Annotated in this window: 7 protein-coding genes; all 7 read left to right on the forward strand. The window is 50.8% G+C overall.

The window, feature by feature from the left end; all coding sequences use genetic code 11:
- Window positions 1-97 precede the first annotated feature (97 nt).
- On the forward strand, window positions 98-3,256 hold the full coding sequence (locus CCC32_RS00835) for a SusC/RagA family TonB-linked outer membrane protein (RefSeq protein WP_287071556.1): 3,159 nt from the start codon (window positions 98-100) through the stop codon (window positions 3,254-3,256).
- Window positions 3,257-3,279: 23 nt separating this feature from the next.
- Entirely contained in the window at window positions 3,280-5,151 is a 1,872-nt protein-coding gene (locus CCC32_RS00840) for a RagB/SusD family nutrient uptake outer membrane protein (RefSeq protein WP_287071558.1), read from the forward strand.
- A gap of 120 nt (window positions 5,152-5,271) precedes the next feature.
- Window positions 5,272-6,126, forward strand: a complete 855-nt coding sequence (locus CCC32_RS00845; RefSeq protein ID WP_287071559.1) for a hypothetical protein — start codon at window positions 5,272-5,274, stop codon at window positions 6,124-6,126.
- Window positions 6,127-6,169: 43 nt separating this feature from the next.
- Complete coding sequence (locus tag CCC32_RS00850) at window positions 6,170-6,598, forward strand: nucleotidyltransferase domain-containing protein (RefSeq protein WP_231556887.1); 429 nt, start codon at window positions 6,170-6,172, stop codon at window positions 6,596-6,598.
- Window positions 6,589-6,996, forward strand: coding sequence for a HEPN domain-containing protein (locus CCC32_RS00855; protein ID WP_022317511.1), 408 nt, complete (start codon window positions 6,589-6,591; stop codon window positions 6,994-6,996). Before CCC32_RS00850 ends, CCC32_RS00855 begins: the two co-directional genes overlap by 10 nt.
- Window positions 6,997-7,212: 216 nt before the next feature.
- Entirely contained in the window at window positions 7,213-11,127 is a 3,915-nt protein-coding gene (locus tag CCC32_RS00860; protein ID WP_022317512.1) for a pectinesterase family protein, read from the forward strand.
- 633 nt (window positions 11,128-11,760) lie between these two features.
- Complete coding sequence (locus tag CCC32_RS00865; RefSeq protein WP_287071565.1) at window positions 11,761-16,494, forward strand: choice-of-anchor J domain-containing protein; 4,734 nt, start codon at window positions 11,761-11,763, stop codon at window positions 16,492-16,494.
- Window positions 16,495-16,569 lie beyond the last annotated feature (75 nt).

Raw genomic sequence — 16,569 nt, forward strand, 5'->3', positions numbered from 1 at the left:
AAAAACAAAAGAATTTTTATTAATAATGGTTACAAACACCTTGTCTGTCCGTTTCTCAACTATAAGGAAGAATACAATTATTTTAAAATCTATTTTTATGAAGACAAGAAAGATGTATAATTCAAGTGCCAACTTGAAAAAGATGTCCATCACGCTTGCTCTGTCCTCTGCAATGCTTTGTCCTGTGGCAGCCAATGCCGCAGGCAACGGAAACGTTGCCCCTTCTCCACAAGCTGTTCAGCAAAGTGGGGTAGTGAAAGGTAATATTGTTGACGAGACAGGACTGCCAATGATTGGTGTTACCGTTATCCCTATGGGACAGACAAAGAACGGTACTGTTACAGACCTCGACGGTAATTTCACCTTGAACAACGTTTCGGGAAAGGTGACTCTTGAAATTTCATACGTTGGATACAAGACCCAGAAGGTGCAGGCCACCGTCGGCACCCCATTGTCGCTCAAGATGGTTCCCGAGTCAAACCAGCTCGACGACGTTGTCGTTATCGGTTTCGGTACCGTTAAGAAGCGCGACCTCACCGGTTCGGTAGCCTCAGTGAAGTCAGACGTCATCCTTCAGACCCCTACCACCAGTGTTGCTTCAGCCATGCAGGGCCGTATCTCAGGTCTCGACATCAACGGCAGCGAACTCCGCATCCGTGGTAACCGTTCAATCAGCGGCGGCAACTCTCCGCTTGTGATCATCGACGGTGTGCAGGGCGGCAGCATGAGCGACCTCAACCCTAACGACATCGAGTCTATCGACGTGTTGAAAGACGCCTCCTCAACAGCCATCTACGGTTCGCAGGGAGCCAACGGTGTAATCATCATCACCACCAAGAAGCCGGAAGCCGGCAAGATGTCAGTGTCTTACGACGGTTACGTCACGGCAGCCTTCCGTCCCGACCGCGCCGACTACCGTTCGCCAAGCGACTACTACAACACCCGTCGCCTGGCAGCGCAGAACGCCGGACTCTGGAGCAGCGAGGCCGACGACCAGTCGCTCTTCTCAAGCAACGAGGCATACGCAGCCTATAAGGCAGGCGCATGGACAAACTATGAAGACCTCATGCAGAAGAAGACCACATGGAGCACCAAGCACACCGTGACCCTCTCTGGAGGAACAGAGAAGACGGCAGCCCGTTTCTCTGTGGGCTATGCCAACGACGGCGACAAGTGGAAGAAGAGCGGCGGTACCGACCGTTACACCCTGCGTGCCAACATCGACCACAATTTCCACAAGTGGATCAGTGCAGGAGTGACATTCCAGCTTGCCCATACCCGTTCAGAGTATTCACCATACATGAAGGCAAAGAACACCGGTCTTGAGCTGGGTTCACCTTATGGCGTATACAACAATGAAACCGGCGAGTACAGCATCGGCAACGAACTCGTGACATATCCGCTGGCAGCCGACGACTATGTTAACCCGCTGATCGACCGTATTGACGGCGACAGATACAAGAGAGAGACCTACGCTACAAACGTAGTGGCAAACGGATACTTGGATATCCACCCGATTGAGGGTCTCTCATTGCGCTCGACACTCAACACCCACATCACCAACTCCTCTTCAGGCGACTTCATTGCCGAGAACCACTCTACGCTTATCGAGAGCGGCAAGACAAGAAGCCAGTCTAACATGTCGAAGGGTTCTTCTACATACGTGGAGTGGAACAATGTGTTGACATACAACTTCAAGAAGCTCCTTCCGGAAGACCATCACCTCTCACTGACATTCCTCACCACATGGGGAAAGAAGGTAGCCGACAATCTGAGCGCTACATCCAATGGCCAGACACTGGCAAGCAACCTGTGGTGGAACATGGGCAGCAACGACGGTGGTGAGGGCGCACTCTCACACTCAAGCTATTATCAGCAGGCACAGAACTTCTCTTATGCCGGCCGTGTGATGTACGACTGGAAAGGCCGTTACCTTTTCCAGGCATCCCTCCGTCGTGACGGTTCTTCAAAACTCGCTCCGGGTCATCAGTGGGAGTGGTTCCCATCAGCAGCCTTTGCATGGCGTATCTCCGACGAGCCTTGGATGAAGCAGACCAAGTCATGGCTCGACGACCTGAAGCTCCGTGCCACATACGGTGTGTCAGGTAGCCAGAGTGTAAACGCATACGCTACATGGAGCGGTGTTACCTTCGCCGACTGGAGCTTCGGATTCCAGGATACACAGGCTAACCGCTACTTGCTCGGTGTGGTTGACAACGGTTACTACAAGATTGCCAACAAGACCACGAAGTGGGAGCGTTCAGCATCCTTCGACCTCGGTTTCGACGCAGTGCTCCTCAACAGCCGCTTGAACATCACCTTCGACTGGTATTCACAGAAGACCACCGACCTCCTTCTGCAGCGCTCACTGCCTACATCAGCAGGACAGGACGGTAAGTATGCCACTATGGTGAACATCGGTTCAGTGAAGAACCACGGTGTGGAATTCTCTATCAACAGCCGCAACATAGTGACAAAGGACTTCACATGGGGTTCTACACTCACATTCTCAGCCAACCGCGAGAAGATCGACGAGCTCTACGACAATCTGAAGGAACTGCAGACAGGTACAGAGAAGGAGACACAGACCTATATGGTAGGTCATCCTATCCACTCATACAAGACATTCAAGTATCTCGGCATCTGGACCACCGACGAGGTGAACGCCTGGACCGACGAGACAGCATACTACAAAGACGCAGCCAAGACACAGCGCTTCCAGGCTGGTGACATCAAGGTTGCCGACCTCGACGGCGACCACGTGATCGACCAGAACAAGGATATCGCTTATGTAGGTTCCACATCACCAGACTGGTTTGCTGGATTCAACAACGACTTCCGCTACAAGAACTGGGACCTCTCAATCTATTTCTATGCTCGCTGGGGACAGTGGGGCGAGAGCAAGGTGGCAAACTACGACCCTTCTACCGGTGGCATCTACTCTAACTTCGACTACTGGGTGGCAGGCACAAACGAGGGCGGCTCTCTGCCGGCACTCTACAAGGGCCGCAAGCTCTTTGACTACGTTGGCTACCAGAGCCTCTCTTACTGCGACAACTCATTCATCAAGCTGAAGAGAATCTCACTCGGCTACACATTGCCACGCACAGCATTGAAGGCAATGGGCGTAAATAACGTGCGCATCTATGCCACAATCAACGATCCTCTCTACTTCGTGAAGAATGACTGGCAGAAGCACTTCGATCCAGAGGGCAACCAGCGCAGCGTAACCGTTGGTCTTAACGTAAACTTCTAATCACCGTCAATAAAGGAAACAAAATGAAGAATTTCAATAAATATATTATCGCGGCACTGCTCGGTGGAACGACGATGGGATTCACCTCATGCTCGCTCGACGAATATAATCCAAGCAATGAGGGTGCCGACGCGGTCTTCGTTACCGAGAAAGGTATGGAGAACCTCGTGAACCAGATGTATTACAACTTCCGTTGGAAATTCTACGGACGTGAGGACCCTTGCCTCTATATGGAGGGATCGGCCGACATCTGGCAGAACATCGGATCAAACTACGACTACGGTAAGCAGCTCACACGCTGCGTAGACCTGCAGGGCGACCGCGGACAGTTTGCCAACGTGTGGAACCGTGTCTACGACAACATCAACGTCTGCAACACCATCATCGGCAGGCTCGACGACTGCAAGGAACTGTCGGCAGACAAGAGAAGCGACTTCGAGGGCGAGGCAAAGTTCATGCGCTCCTACTGCTACTGGTGGCTCACTGAGTTCTTCGGCGACATAGAGCTCAAGACCAAGGAAACCAAGGACCCGGAGTTCACAGCCAAGCGCACCGACCGCAAGACAATCTACGACGAAGTGATCATCCCCGATGCCAAGTTCGCTGCAGAGAACCTGCCTGTCACTCCTTATGAGGGCAACGTAGGCCGTTCTACCAAGAAGGCAGCCAAGGCACTCCTCGCACGTGTTCTTCTGACCCGTGCACAGTATGAGGAGGCAGGAAGCGACGCTCAGAAGGCTTTCTATCAGCAGGCCCTCGATGCAGCCCTCGACGTGATAAACAACAAGGCAGCTCTCGGAATCAGAATCTATGACACTTACGACGAGATATGGCAGGCAAAGAACAACAAGACGAACACCGAGTATCTGTGGGTGGCTACGTTCTCATCAGTATCTTCACTGAATGCCGACTCCAAGCCAAACCGTCTGCACTCATACTTCTCTCCGAAGCTCGTGGGCAACGCCGGTATCCAGAACACACAGACATCGTTCGACTATCCGGCAGAGTCAACACTCCTCATGCCTACATATTATTTCATGAACCTCTGGGAGGATTGGGACGCTCGCTACGATGCCGACTTCCAGGAAGCCTTCATGAACCCGTCGAAGTATCCTTACAAGTGGAAAGAGGCTGAGGCCAACAAGTATAACCAGCCAGAGCTCAAGGACAAGAAATCAGCAGTGAACGACACTCTGCTCTATTTCACCCGCAAGCACATCGACGACGAGACAAGCCGCAACTATGCCACTGTAGACATCGACGAGCTGTACGACACAGGCAACGTGAACGCTTATGGCGGTGCACCTCTGCGCAACTACAAGACCGATGCTGCCAACTACGACTCCAAGACTTCGCAGTATATCGCCGCTTCATTCCCACGCTTCAGAAAATACCGTATCTGGGATGGTGATGAGAACGGAACTATTCTCCTTATGGACCAGAAGGCAAACCAGAAGGCAAGCCATGCCGACGTGCCGATAATGCGCTATGCCGAGATGCCTCTCATCGCTGCCGAGTGCTATATCGCCCTTGGCAATCCAGGTGCCGCTGCCGACATGATCAACAACGAGATCCGTACGGCACGTGTAGTGAAGGCTGGCCACAGCCTGAGCGAGGCACAGGTGACTGCGTCACAGATGACCATCGACTGGATTATGGATGAGCGTGCCCGTGAGCTTTGCGGCGAGTGGCTGCGCTGGTTCGACATCAAGCGTGTTTACTCTCCACAGGGCAAGTTCGCTTCCACCATCATCGGCCGCAACCCGAGTATGACAAAAGACGACTGCATGCAGGAGTATCATGCCCTACGCCCGATTCCAAACACATTCCTCGACAAGCTCGAGAATGCGTCAGAGTTCGGTCAGAACCCTGGATACAATCCATATACGAAATAATGGCTGACGAGGAATTCCTCGTTGAATAGTAAAAAAAAGCGGAGTGTCATGGTTACAATACCATTGGCACTACGTCTTTTATTTAAATATAAACAAAGGACTATTTAAAAATTAAAGATTATGAAGAAAATTCTACTTTCAGCAATCGCCCTTATGGGTATGGTTTCAGCCAGCGCACAGGAGGCTACAACTCCTTACATCCTTTCTCAGGTTGAGGCAAACACTTATGCCGTTACGATGACAAACGATGAGATCACTGCCGCTTTCGATGCACAGTGGGTTGCAGACGCTTGGAATATCGGTGCCGCTCTTCCGGCAGGAACAGTGATGTTTGAGAACGACGACCTCGTCATCACAGCTGCCGTTGACAAGACTCCAGTATATACCGCAAACGGAAAGCTCTCTCAGATCAAGAAGGAGAATCCTGGTTATACTGGTTATGTTAATGCCGGTTCTACATTGGCTCAGAACAACTGGGAAGAAGGCATTACCATCCAGGACATTGCAGAGGTTAAGGCAAACAACCATGGTATCGTTGCCGTTACACCTAAGAAGGCAGGTGTGTTGAGCTTCGGTGTTTATGCCGGCAACAACAGCCGTGCGATCGGTATCTACAAGCTCGCTACCGATGACGAGAAGGCAGAAGGCGAGTTCGGAGCAATGATCGCAACGAACAACTTCCGCAACGATGGTGAGAACGGAACCGTTGAGAACGCTCCTGCTTTCGTTGAGGCTCAGGTAGAGGCTGGCCGTCAGTATGCTTTGATGGCCGGTGGCAACAAGAACCTCTGCTTGCACCAGATCAAGTTCGTTGCCCAGGGTGGTAGCGTAGACGGCATCAGCTCGGCAGAGACTACAACAGTAAAGAACATCACTGCCATCTACACACTGGCTGGCGCACAGGTGAGCAGCTTGCAGGACGGAGTGAACATCGTGAAGTATAGCGACGGCACATCAGCAAAGATCGTTAAGTAACAATCTCTCAATATGGACAACGTCCACACCGATTAGCGTATCGATGAAAAAACAACTCCCATCAGGCATTTCGTCAGGCGGGAGTTTTTTTCGTCCTTCCTTTGAACTTGTCAGGGAAAATGCTATATTTGCAAAAAATACTTGGTTTATGACGAACGATGGTATAACGATACAAATGATTAGGGAAACGGCAAGTAAGATACTTCCCGTTGATGCCCGTGTAGTCCTTTTTGGGTCACGTGCAAGAAATACCGCACGTGAAGATTCCGACTGGGACTTGCTGATTATATTGAATAAAGACCGTCGCAGCGTGTCTGATATAGAAAAGTATGCATGCCCATTCATGGAATTGGGCTATGAGAACAATGAGGAGATAAATCCTGTCGTTTATACCCAAAAAGAATGGGATGAGCGTAAGTTGACTATGTTTCACCATAATGTAGAAAGAGAGGGCGTAGATTTATGGCATTAGATATAGAATCTCAGAAAGAAATTGTCAAATATAGAGTAGAAAAGGCAGAAAAGACATTGATTGAGGCAAAAGATTGTGCAGCTTGTGGTCATTGGACATTAGCTGCAAATCGTTTGTATTATGCATTGTATTATGTCGGAAATGCTTTGTTGGTAGACAAGGGAATGTATGTAAAGACCCATGCAGGCATGATAGCAAAGATTAATGAGCATTTTGTCAGGACAGGTATCCTTACAAGAGAAGATGGTCGTACGATATCGATTCTTCAGAATATGCGTCATTCGGGTGATTATGACGATTGTTTTGAATGGGAAGAAGAGGACGTAAAGCCTTTTTTCGAAAAAACAAGGCTTCTTATAGACAAAATCAAAGGATTGCTGACATGCGTTCGGTATTGATATGATTAAAGAATGCTTGTGAAAGGCGTAAATATAGAAAAGGCAATTTAAAGGTTAAAGCGACATATTCAAAGGGTGTGTCGTAATATACGGCAGCCTGAAAACTGCCAAAGAAGGATATTTTAATATATTCATCTCCCCCTCCGGAGACCCGAATCTCAACAAAACTACTATAAACAAAACTACTATAAACAAAACTACTATAAACAAAACGATATGCTAAAGAAAATCAGAAATGCCGGTATCACCGCTTTGGCGCTATTGGCGTTGCAGCCAGCCTATGCTACCATCGAGGGCAGTCTCGACCCCACGTCGGTAGTGGCGCAATGGAGCAACTCATCAACCTATCCGAAAGTCATCGACATTAATTTCAGCGACGCCACATGGCCCGACACCTGGAAGGGAGAGACAGGAGTAGACTGTCCCGACTTTGCCAAGGGCGGTTATGTCAATGCCGTGCTGAAAGTGGGAGCCAACGGCGGCACAGCCGTGCAGTATCCTGTGCTCTTCCACAACTGCACTTTCGCCACCAAGAAGTCATACAACGGTTTCGCCGGTGCCACGGCAGCCTTCTGCCGACAGTATTACCTCGGTCAGAACAAGACCGGCAACAGCACCGCCACATTCAACGACTGGACCGTTGCCGGTCACACGCTCCATCTCGAAGACAACATCACATACGACGCCTCCGGCAACCCCAACTATGGCGAGGCAGGCTTCGTCCAGATGTGTCGCGACGCAGCTATCACAGATGCCGCCGGCAACAAGGTGTCGCAGCACGGATGGATAGAGATAGACCATATACCATACGTAGACCGTGTGCAGTGGTCGTGGTCGTCAACCTCCTGGGGCCGTGGCATAAAATGCGACTATAAGATTGGCGACGGCGAATGGAAACCGCTCGTATGGATGGGGTCAGAGAAACACAAGATGGGATGGACCGTCTTCTCCGACCAGGGCTATTTCATGGAGAACGTCATCAACGCCTCCGACGTGTCGCTCCGCTGGAGAGTGTGGGACGGCGAAGACCTCAAGAATCCCGTGCAGGTGGATGCCGACGGCAAATGTCCTTTCACCACCTCGCTCAACCCCTACGCCCAGATGCAGGCGCCACGCGTTCACAAGATACAGATTTTCGGTAGTGAGATAACCGCCGAACAGGCACAGTATGCCACAGACCATCCCGTATCTGACGTAGGCACCCTCTCCGACCTCGGCGGAGGCAGCGGTGAAGACGGTGAGACCGTCGCTCCCGACGACAATGCCGCCGTGGTGATATCCACCGTGGCACAAGACGGCACCGGCGACTACACCAAGATACAGGATGCCATCAATGCCATTCCCGAAGGTTCGCGTGGCATCATATACATCCGTCCGGGAGTGTATGAGGAGAACGTCTATGCCGGAAGGAAGAGCACGAAGAACAAATACTTCTCTCTCATCGGCGAAGACAAGCAGACCACCATCCTCACCTCTGGCGTAAGCCGCGGAAAAGGCAATGAGGACAATACCTACAACGACTGCGCCGCCCTCAACGTCTATGCCAGCCGCTTCTATGCCGAAAACCTCACCATCCGCAACACCAGCGGCAATGTGGGACAGGCAGAGGCACTCTTCACCAACGGCGACGCCCATATCTTCAACAACTGCATCCTCAGCGGCTATCAGGACACCTATAAGGCAAATGTGGGAGCACGCGGCTATTTCACCAACTGCACCATAGAAGGCGCCACCGACTTCGTCTACGACGGAGGAATGGAATGGTTTGACAGTTGCCGTATCCACCTCCTCAAGGGAGGCGGCTATATCACGGCACCTGCCGAGAGCGGCATGCCGATGACCAAGGTGATGTATCCCGAGCTCAGTGCCGACAAGTTCTATCCCGGTCTCTTCTTCCGCAACTGCACGGTGACGGCAGCCGATGGCGTTGCCGACGGCGCATACTATCTCGGCAGACCATGGAAGGAAACCTGCGGAGCGATGTTCATCGACTGCAAGCTCCCCAAGGCTATCAACGCCAAGGGATGGAAAGACTGGAGCGGCTCTGAAAACAAGGCATCGCTATACGAATACAAGAGCATCGATGCCGCTACGGGCAGTCTTGCCGACGTGTCGTCGCGTGCCAGCTTCTCACATCAGGCAACGGATGCCGAGGTGGAGGCATATATGAACCCTAAGTTCCTCTTTGCGAAATACAAGGATGAACCGTTCGACTACGAGAAGATTCTCCGTGGTGCGGCAGCGCCGATGAACTTTGTCGTGACCCCTAACGAGATCTCATGGGAGAGCGACGACAACGCTGCCGGATATATTATATATAAGGATGGCGCCTTCCTTCGTTTCACCACCGACCGCTCCCTCACCAAGGATGCTGCCGATGATGCCAGATACAGTGTGGCGTCGGTATCCAGGAAGGGAGTCGTGTCAAAGGCGGTCCTCGCTTCCGATGCTCTCCGCATTACGGCATTCCCTACGGCAGAAGGATTCGGGAAATATGCCACAGGAGGCCGTGGCGGTAGGGTGGTGAAGGTCACTTCGCTTGCCGACGACGGTTCGGAGGGCACCCTGCGCTGGGCGTTCCAGCAGTATCCCGGCGAACCTCTCACCATCGTGTTCGCCGTGAGCGGCGACATCCGTCTTGCCGACCAGCTCCGCATAAACCGTGCCGACTGGACACTCGCCGGACAGACAGCACCGGGCGACGGCATCGTCATCACCCACAACAAGATAAACTTGGGCGGATCGCAGAACTTCATCATCCGCAACGTGCGTTTCCGCTGCGGACAGAAGGATGTGAACGGACAGATTCTGCAGGACCAGGCACTCGGCGTGGAAAACTGCAACAACTACATCTTTGACCACTGCGTGGTGGGATGGTCGATGGAAGAGAACATGAACACCCAGGACTGCCACTTCCTCACCGTGCAGAACACCATCGTTCACGAAGGCCTCTACAATGCCGGCCACAAGAAGGGCAAACGAGGCTACGGCACCCAGTGGGGCGGTTCGCCGGCGTCTTATTATCGCAACCTGCTTGCCGACAACAAGTCGCGCTCGCCGCGTATCAATGGTGCCAGAGGCGAGGATTATGTTGTCTTCCTTGAGTATATAAACAATGTGAACTACAACTTCGGCGGCAACGGCGGATGCTACGGCGGCGAGAACACCGCCGACATAACATCATACAACGGTATGAACTCAGCCCACGAATGCAACTTCATCGGCAACTACTACAAGCCGGGACCTGCATCCAACAAGTCGGGTGTCGTGCTTGTCACTTCCAGCTACGCCCGAAGTGGCGCCACCTCCTGGGGACCGGCAAAATGGTATGTCAACGGCAACGTGATAGAGGGCGACGCCAACCGCACCGCCGACAACTGGAAGGCGATGAGCGCCGAACATTATTCGCTCTCCGACATCAGAGTGGATGAGCGCATCGTGCCGGAGCACAACTACTACAAGTATTCAAAGGCGGGCAACGTGGGCACCTACGACCCTGAGATGTATATGATATACAATGTGGAGAGTGGCGAACAGGCCTATCAGACCGTTCTCCGCACTGCCGGCACCATCCGTCGCGACGCCGTAGAGAAGCGTGTCGTTGAGGAGGCAACCACGGGAGTGAACCTCTACGGCGGTGCCACCTATGGTGCCAAGAAGGGAATCATCGACACCGAGGCTGATTGTGAAGGCTTCATACAGTATGCCACCGACTACACCGTGCCGACAGACACCGATGGCGACGGCATTCCCGACGACTGGGAGCGCCAGCATGGTCTCAATCCTGAAGTGGCAGACCAGAATATGGTCAATGCCCAGGGATACACGGCGCTTGAGGTATATCTCAACAGTCTGATGGGTGAGCAGCAGTCTTCTGAATTCCATGTCAACGCCATCCACTCCCTCCAGGCAGCTCCGCTTGTGGCATACGACCGCACTACCGCCACTCTGCGTGTCAGCCAGAATGCCGTGGGTGCAGTCCTCAAGGTGTATAACACCGCCGGACGCCTTCTTTCATCCCGACAGATTACGTCGGCCCTTACTTCCCTCTCCGATGTCAAGGCTCCCGTCTTCCTCGTCCGCATCGAGGGCAGCAAGGTGGCGCCACGTGTCATCAAGGTGGTGAAATAAGCTGATGTATCCAAAAAAAAGAATATCGCTCAGGTCTTTTTCTTGGGCGATATTTTTTTCCCATGCATTGGCAGAAGCCTGAAAGCAGGAATACGGATATTATAATATGCCATTATTGGGCAGCTGTCTGTCGTCAATTCTGCCCATCCGGGGTAAGCACCGTGCCCATGTTGGGTAAGCAGCGTACCCAAGTTGGGCAAGCACCGTGCCCATTTTTTGGTTAAAAGCCAGACAAAATCCAATCTTCTAAAAGACAAAATCCACGCAAGCCCTAATGACCGATTTGGGTTAAACACACGCTGAATTATTTCAGCCCAACAGATGTGCGTAATGTCTACATTCTTTCTGAAAAAACATCTTATTGACAACAAAATGTTATTTTTGTTATAATTTTTTCTATTATTTTTTTGTTATATTAAAATATTTATTACTTTTGCATCCAGTACTATACAGATTGCTGCATGTTTTTCTATAAAAAACTAAAAACGGTGCATGTCCTATAGAAAGGAAGACGGAAACAGAAGGAAATCAGAGCATACCTTGTTACATCCCTATGGTATAACGAAGAAACACGACATATCGACATATTTGGAAAATAACTTAAACATATACTAATTTTTAAACTTTTTATTTATGAGAAAGACGTTACAAAGAACATTCGGACTTCTCTTCTTCGCGCTTGTTGGCGTGATGACGGGAACGGCCCAGAACTCTTTCCCGTATTCTGTCGATTTCACGACGGCTGGCGACCTCGCCGGCTGGACAGCCGTGGATGACAGTCCTACGAAGGGAGTTACTTGGGAGTATGGAACGGGAGCGTACAGTCAGGCAGATGCTGCTCCTAAGATGTGCGCTATCATGAAAGAAGATGCTGCTTCTAAGCATGTTGATTATCTCGTTTCTCCAGAGTTTACCGCTACGGCAGGTGCTACCTATTACATCAGCATCAAGGCCCAGTATAAAGGTTATGCAAGGTGTGGCGTGCAGGTAGGCAAGAGCGCTACCGACATGTCGGCAAACTCAGTGATAAGTGAAAACGTTGCGAGCTCGTTCGGTAAATATGGTAATGGTTGGTTCGATTATAAGGGTGTTGAGCGCGCCAAAACGGCTAAGGTTGCTTATACGGCAACAGAGGACGGACCAATCTATTTCTCTCTCTATGCTCATTCTATGCTCGACGCTGATGACGGTGACTTCTTCTACGTTTACGGTATCGACATCGTGGAAGACAAACCAGGTCCTAAGGCATTGCCATATAGCGTAGATTTGGGCGACAACCAGAGAGGATGGGCAGCACTCGATGCAAGTGATGTTCCAGGCGTTACATGGGCAGAAGGTGAATTCTATGACAACACCTCTGATAAATATTTTCCTGGCGTTGTAAACAAGCACGACTGGGAAAACACATGGAACGACTACTATGTTTCTCCTGCTTTCACACTTGAGGCTGGCAAAAGCTATAAGGTGAAGACTCGTACATGGAAAAATACTGACCCGAGCGCATTCACACTCTCATTGATGCTTGGCACATCACAGACGGATGCAAGCACATTCCAGAAGATTACAGACCTCGAGATGCAGGCAGTCTACGATGCTACTGCTACTGAAGACCACGTGTTTGCCGTTGGAAAGGGCGGTGACTATAATCTGGCATTCCTCGCTACCACAACTACAGGTACCGACGAGGTGATAGCTCTCAGCTATTTCGATATCGCTGAGACTGATGAGACTCCAGAGATTACCATCGGTGGTGGCAGTGAAGGGCCTGAGACAACAGCTCTGCCATACAATATCACATTTGATTCTGCCGACAAGTTCGCTACATGGTCTACTCTCGACAACAGCGATGTTCCTGGCAAGACATGGGAGTTCAACGCTTCTGACTTCGCTGGTAAGCCATCTGCATTCATGGGTCCTGACGCAGGTTCTGCAACTTGCGACTGGCTGATCTCTCCAAAATTCGAACTCAAGGAGGGTAAGTCTTATGTAATCAAGTTTGACGGTGCTACAGGTGCCGACAACAAACTCAGCTTGCTGCTCGACTACTTCGTAGAGGAAATTAACAAGGACAACACTAAGGGTATCGGCTGGATTGGCGAGAAACTTCCTAAGATGGAAGGCGAAGAGGCTAAGACAGAATGGACTGTTGACATCAACAAGGATGGCGGATACTACTTCGCATTCCGTGCTCTCAACTGGACTCCAAACCAGGAGACCGACGCTATCAGCATCTATTCTTTCAGCGTTGCAGAAGCACCGGAGGGTGAGCCGGAAACACCGGTTGCTCTTCCATACGAGACTTCATTCCTTGAGGAGACAGGTGCAGCAGGCTGGACAGCTATGGACCGCAGCGACAACGTAAGCTCTACATGGTCTTGGAACTCTTGGGGCTATACAGAGTATGACGAAAACTGGCAGCAAGTAGGTGAGACCCACCCATGTGTTGGCTTCAGCTCAGACTGGGACACCAATGCCAACGATTATTTCGTTTCTCCATTGTTCACTCTCGAGGCCGGCAAGACATACGTTGTGAAGACTCACACTGCTACTAACAGATCTTGCTTCAACGACAAGACGACTTCATTCACTATGAAGCTTGGAACCAACAAGAAGGTTCAGGGCACATTCACACAGTCTATCGGCGATATCGAGCTCAACACAGTTTACGACCGTGATCCGAGCGTATTCGAGTTCACTGTTGAGGAATCTGGCAACTACTATGTGGCTTACAACATCTCTGACCCTGTCGGAAGCAAGGCTTATGGTTACATCTTCGACTTCTCTATCGCTGAGAAGGTAGTACCGGACGTGACAGCAGAGCTTCCTTACGAAATCACATTCGACTCTGCCGACAAGTTCGCTACATGGTCTACTCTCGACAACAGCGATGTTCCTGGCAAGACATGGGAGTTCAACGCTTCTGACTTCGCTGGCAAGCCATCTGCATTCATGGGTCCTGACGCAGGTTCTGCAACTTGCGACTGGCTGATCTCTCCAAAATTCGAACTCAAGGAGGGTAAGTCTTATGTAATCAAGTTTGACGGTGCTACAGGTGCCGACAACAAACTCAGCTTGCTGCTCGACTACTTCGAAGGTTCTAAGGATAAGGACAATTTCAAGAATATTACTTGGATTGGCGAGAAACTTCCTAAGATGGAAGGCGAAGAGGCTAAGACAGAATGGACTGTTGACATCAACAAGGATGGCAGCTACTACTTCGCATTCCGTGCTCTCAACCATACTCCAAACCAGGAGACCGACGCTATCAGCATCTATTCATTCAGCGTTACAGAAGCACCGGAGGGTGAGCCGGAAACACCGGTTGCTCTTCCATACGAGACTTCATTCCTTGAGGAGACAGGCGCAGCAGGCTGGACAGCTATGGACCGCAGCGACAACGTAAGCTCTACATGGTCTTGGAACTCTTGGGGCTATACAGAGTATGACGAAAACTGGCAGCAAGTAGGTGAGACCCACCCATGTGTTGGCTTCAGCTCAGACTGGGACACCAATGCCAACGATTATTTCGTTTCTCCATTGTTCACTCTCGAGGCCGGCAAGACATACGTTGTGAAGACTCACACTGCTACTAACAGATCTTGCTTCAACGACAAGACGACTTCATTCACTATGAAGCTTGGAACCAACAAGAAGGTTCAGGGCACATTCACACAGTCTATCGGCGATATCGAGCTCAACACAGTTTACGACCGTGATCCGAGCGTATTCGAGTTCAAAGTTGAGGAAAATGGCAACTACTATGTGGCTTACCACATCTCTGACCCTGACGGAAAGAAGGCTTATGGTTACATCTTCGACTTCTCTATCGCTGAGAAGGTAGTACCGGACGTGACAGCAGAGCTTCCTTACGAAATCACATTCGACTCTGCCGACAAGTTCGCTACATGGTCTACTCTCGACAACAGCGATGTTCCTGGCAAGACATGGGAGTTCAACGCTTCTGACTTCGCTGGTAAGCCATCTGCATTCATGGGTCCTGACGCAGGTTCTGCAACTTGCGACTGGCTGATCTCTCCAAAATTCGAACTCAAGGAGGGTAAGTCTTATGTAATCAAGTTTGACGGTGCTACAGGTGCCGACAACGCTACAAGCGTGATCCTCGACTACTTCGTAGGTTCTAAGGATAAGGACAATTTCAAGACTATTACTTGGGTTGGCGAGAAACTTCCTAAGATGGAAGGCGAAGAGGCTAAGACAGAATGGACTGTTGACATCAACAAGGATGGCAGCTACTACTTCGCATTCCGTGCTCTCAACCATACTCCAAACCAGGAGACCGACGCTATCAGCATCTATTCATTCAGCGTTACAGAAGCACCAGAGGGTGAGCCTGAAACACCGGTTGCTCTTCCATACGAGACTTCATTCCTTGAGGAGACAGGCGCAGCAGGCTGGACAGCTATGGACCGCAGCGACAACGTAAGCTCTACATGGTCTTGGAACTCTTGGGGATATGATGAGTATGACGAAAACTGGCAGCCAGTTGGTGAGAACCACCCATGTGTTGGCTTCAGCTCAGACTGGGGCACCAATGCCAACGATTATTTCGTTTCTCCATTGTTCACTCTCGAGGCCGGCAAGACTTACGTTGTGAAGACTCACACTGCTACTAACAGATCTTGCTTCAACGACAAGACGACTTCGTTCACTATGAAGCTTGGAACCAACAAGAAGGTTCAGGGCACATTCACACAGTCAATCGGCGATATCGAGCTCAACACAGTTTACGACCGTGATCCGAGCGTATTCGAGTTCTCTGTTGAGGAATCTGGCAACTACTATGTGGCTTACCACATCTCTGACCCTGACGGAAAGAAGGCTTATGGCTACATCTTCGACTTCTCTCTCGCTGAGAAGACTGCAGAGGTTCAGCCGGTGGCAACAACTCCTGTTACAGACCTCGCCGCTACAGAGGCCGGTGATCTCAAGACTATCAAACTGAAGTGGAAGAACCCGACCAAGGACGTTGACGGCAACGACCTCGCTGCTGACGCAGAGCTTTCAGTAAAGGTATTCGAGGGCGAGACTCTTCTTACTACTGTTGCAGGCGCTCCTGGCGCAGAGGGCAGCTATTCTTACGAGCCAGAGACCTACGCTGGTCTCCACGAGTATAAGGTTGTCGTAGTTTACAACGAGCTTGAGTCTGAGGCTGCTACAGCTACTCTTACAGTGGTAGTTAACGGTATCAACGGTGCTATCGTTATCCCAGCCGGTGCTGAGGTTTCTGTACGCACACTTGGTGGAGCATTGGTTGGCAACAACTTCTCTACTCTCGCCAAGGGTACATACCTCGTTACAGTGAAGACTGTTGACGGTAAGGTGAAGACAATGAAGGTTACAAAGTAATGAAGGCAATGAAGGTTACAAAGTAATCTGAATTCCCATAACAAATGATTGCCGCCCGGCATCCCCTTTCGGTGG

This window comes from Prevotella sp. LMAG:51 (genome assembly GCF_008680225.1).
Lineage (GTDB): Bacteria > Bacteroidota > Bacteroidia > Bacteroidales > Bacteroidaceae > Prevotella > Prevotella pectinovora.

Coding starts and splice junctions, on each gene's coding strand:
- CCC32_RS00835 (WP_287071556.1), top strand. CDS start 98: ATGAAGACAAGAAAGATGTATAATTCAAGTGCCAACTTGAAAAAGATG.
- CCC32_RS00840 (WP_287071558.1), top strand. CDS start 3,280: ATGAAGAATTTCAATAAATATATTATCGCGGCACTGCTCGGTGGAACG.
- CCC32_RS00845 (WP_287071559.1), top strand. CDS start 5,272: ATGAAGAAAATTCTACTTTCAGCAATCGCCCTTATGGGTATGGTTTCA.
- CCC32_RS00850 (WP_231556887.1), top strand. CDS start 6,170: ATGAAAAAACAACTCCCATCAGGCATTTCGTCAGGCGGGAGTTTTTTT.
- CCC32_RS00855 (WP_022317511.1), top strand. CDS start 6,589: ATGGCATTAGATATAGAATCTCAGAAAGAAATTGTCAAATATAGAGTA.
- CCC32_RS00860 (WP_022317512.1), top strand. CDS start 7,213: ATGCTAAAGAAAATCAGAAATGCCGGTATCACCGCTTTGGCGCTATTG.
- CCC32_RS00865 (WP_287071565.1), top strand. CDS start 11,761: ATGAGAAAGACGTTACAAAGAACATTCGGACTTCTCTTCTTCGCGCTT.